The sequence below is a fragment of the Kitasatospora putterlickiae genome (assembly GCF_039527695.1).
GTDB lineage: Bacteria > Actinomycetota > Actinomycetes > Streptomycetales > Streptomycetaceae > Kitasatospora > Kitasatospora putterlickiae.
This window is the reverse complement of the sequence record NZ_BAAAKJ010000043.1, coordinates 2,277-5,152: the sequence shown is the minus strand read 5'-3', so window position 1 is coordinate 5,152 and position 2,876 is coordinate 2,277. Positions and strand designations below refer to the sequence as shown.

Sequence of the window (2,876 nt, the reverse complement as noted above, 5' to 3'; positions counted from 1 at the left end):
ACCCCTGGGGGCGGGGCACCGGCCGATGCCCCGCCCCCAGGTCCTGACGTGTGATCAGCAGGCGTAGCCGGGCTGGACGTTCCAGTAGTCCAGCTTCGACCAGGTCTGCGGGCCGACCTCGCCGTCGACCTGGATGTTCACACACTGCTGGAAGCGGTAGACGGCGCGCAGGGTGGCCTGGCCGAAGACGCCGTCGATCGAGAGGCCGTAACCGGAGTCGGGGTCGATCGAGCGGTTCAGCTCGCACTGGAGCGCCCTGACCGCGTCGCCGGTGGCGCCCGCCCGCAGCAGCGGCTCGGCGGTGCTGAGGTACGAGCACGGCTGGCCGGCGCTCGCGGCGGAGGCGGTGGTCGCGGTGGAGACGCCGCCCGCGAGGACGAGACCGGCGACGGCCAGGCCGGTGATGATCTTGCGCATGATGGGGTTCCCTCCCTATGAGCGTGCACCGGGATCGGCACACGGTCGGTGGGCCCGGAGCGGTGCCGGACCCGGCGACGACTCTGCTGGTCCGGGCGCCGGCGACCAAGGGTTGGGACGTCTCAAGATCGTCCCACGCTCCGGTCTGAGACGGTCGTGGGACGGGCCGGAGCGCGACGTCGCAGGTCGGCCGCGAACCGTCGGCCGCGGTGTCTCACCCACGCACCCCGTCCCGAAAACGGCCGTCTCCGCCTGCGCTCCCGCCACCGAGCGCCGTACCGGCCAGTAGCGGGGTGCGCGTGCGCACCGGGGGTCCCGAAACCGCCGGCCGTTCCGGGGCCCTCGGTCACGCCCGGGCGGCCGCGGGGGCCGGCGGTCGGGCCCGACGGCCGTACAGCCACCGTTCAAGGACCCGTTGCCGGGCCCGGCCGTCCCCACCCGCTACGGTGGAGGCCATGCCCGAAGCCGAGCCTGATCCCTCCTGCGGCCTGCACCTCTTCTGGGACGAGGAGGTCACCGCCTACGACTTCGGCCCAGGCCACCCGATGGACCCGACCCGGCTGGCGCTCACCATGCGCCTGGTCGAGGACCTCGGCCTCGCGTCGGGACCGGGGGTCACCCTCCGCTCGGCACCGCCCGCCGGCGAGTCCACCCTCCGCCTGGTGCACACCGCGGAGTACGTCGAGGCGGTCAAGTACGCCGCCGCCCACCCCGAGCGGCAGGACCCCCGGCACGGCCTCGGCACCGACGACAACTGGTCCTTCCCCGCCGTCCACTCCGCCTCCGCGCTGATCGCCGGCCAGTCCGTCGCCGCCGCCGAGGCCGTCTGGCGCGGGGAGACCCCGCACGCCGTCAACTTCGCCGGCGGCCTGCACCACGCCATGCCCGACCGCGCCTCCGGCTTCTGCGTCTACAACGACCCCGCCCTCGCCATCGCCCGGCTGCTCGAACTCGGCGCCGAGCGGGTCGCCTACGTCGACGTCGACGTCCACCACGGCGACGGCGTCCAGCAGGCCTTCTGGGACGACCCCCGGGTGCTCACCGTCTCCCTGCACGAACACCCCGCCACCCTCTTCCCGCAGACCGGCTGGGCCACCGAGACCGGCGGCCCCGGCCTCGCCGGCTCCGCCGTCAACCTCCCGCTGCCGGCCGGCACCGGCGACACCGGCTGGCTGCGCGCCTTCCACGCCCTGGTGCCCGAGCTGCTCGCCGCCTTCCGTCCGCAGGTCATGGTCACCCAGCACGGTGCCGACACCCACCTGGAGGACCCGCTCGCCCACCTCGCCGTCACCGTGGACGCCCAGCGGGCCATCGCCCAGGAGCTGCACGCGCTGGCCCACGAGCACGCCGACGGCCGCTGGATCGCCCTCGGCGGCGGCGGTTACGCCGTCGTCGACGTCGTGCCGCGGACCTGGACCCACCTGGTCGCCACCGCGGCCGGCCGCCCCGTCGACCCGGCCACCGAGACCCCGGAGTCCTGGCGCGCCGAGGTCTACCGGCGCACCCGCCGCCCGGCCCCGCTGCGGATGACGGACGGCGCCCGTCCGGTCTGGCGCGACTTCGACGCGGGATACGATCCGGCCGACCGCCTCGACCAGGCGATCCTGGCCACCCGCCGCGCCGTCCTGCCGCACCACGGCCTGATGCCCTGATCCGGGCAGCCGAACCGGTGCCACCGCTTGTGAAGAAGTGGTGCCCCGTCGCGTTCCGTGCGCACGCCGACTAGTGCAGACCGCCGATTGGCTACGTACTGCAACAGGCTTATCCCTCACCGTACGAGGACTGCGCTTCTCCCTCTTCCCACTGGTACCACCCATAACTACTCTGGGGATACACGTGTGCCGGTGGAGTCACCGGAGGGGAAGCCGGTGCCTTGCACACGGGTAAGGGTCGGGTGATGGTCATGAGTTCCGGCGAACGCCCCTTGCAGGACGTCGTCTTCCTGACCGTGGCCGAGGTGGCCGCGGTCATGCGGGTCTCCAAGATGACGGTCTACCGGTTGGTGCACAGCGGTGAGCTGCCCGCCATCCGGGTCGGCCGCTCGTTCCGGGTGCCCCAGCAGGCAGTGCACGAGTACCTGAAGGAGTCCTACGTGCGGCTCGAAAGCGCGTAGGAGGGCCGGTCCGGTACGGGGTCCGCCACGGTGGACCCCGTATCCGTTCGCCCCGGATTCGCCTTGAGTTCGCCCGCTCCAGGGAGCGCGATTACGGCCCTGGGCGAGTGGCGGGTAGGCTAGGCCCTCCGTCAGTCGTATGGACTCCGTCTCTCACGGGCGAGAGTCTCAGTGAGCGAGGGTTGTTCCGTGGGCTCTGTCATCAAGAAGCGTCGCAAGCGTATGGCCAAGAAGAAGCACCGCAAGCTTCTGAAGAGGACCCGCGTTCAGCGTCGCAACAAGAAGTAGGCGCCCCCGGCCGCGCCTCGCGCGCCGAGCGCTTCGTACCGCCCGCCCAGGCCCCCGT

General features: G+C 72.5%; 4 protein-coding genes. 3 read left to right on the top strand and 1 reads right to left on the bottom strand.

The window, feature by feature from the left end:
* Positions 1-54 precede the first annotated feature (54 nt).
* Entirely contained in the window at positions 55-417 is a 363-nt protein-coding gene (locus tag ABD308_RS05200) for a peptidoglycan-binding domain-containing protein (RefSeq protein ID WP_344326780.1), read from the bottom strand.
* Between the two features lie 455 nt (positions 418-872).
* On the opposite strand from ABD308_RS05200, the gene ABD308_RS05195 reads away from it, so the two are divergent.
* The 3 genes from ABD308_RS05195 (at position 873) to ABD308_RS05185 (ending at position 2,818) form a co-directional block, all read left to right on the top strand.
* Positions 873-2,069 (top strand): acetoin utilization protein AcuC, encoded by a 1,197-nt coding sequence (locus ABD308_RS05195; RefSeq protein ID WP_344326777.1) that lies wholly within the window; start codon positions 873-875, stop codon positions 2,067-2,069.
* A 251-nt stretch (positions 2,070-2,320) separates the two neighbouring features.
* Positions 2,321-2,530, top strand: coding sequence for a helix-turn-helix domain-containing protein (locus ABD308_RS05190; protein ID WP_045937940.1), 210 nt, complete (start codon positions 2,321-2,323; stop codon positions 2,528-2,530).
* Between the two features lie 171 nt (positions 2,531-2,701).
* Positions 2,702-2,818: a 30S ribosomal protein bS22 gene (locus ABD308_RS05185; RefSeq protein ID WP_425311139.1), complete on the top strand. Its 117-nt coding sequence runs from the start codon at positions 2,702-2,704 to the stop codon at positions 2,816-2,818.
* The last annotated feature ends 58 nt before the right edge of the window (positions 2,819-2,876 follow it).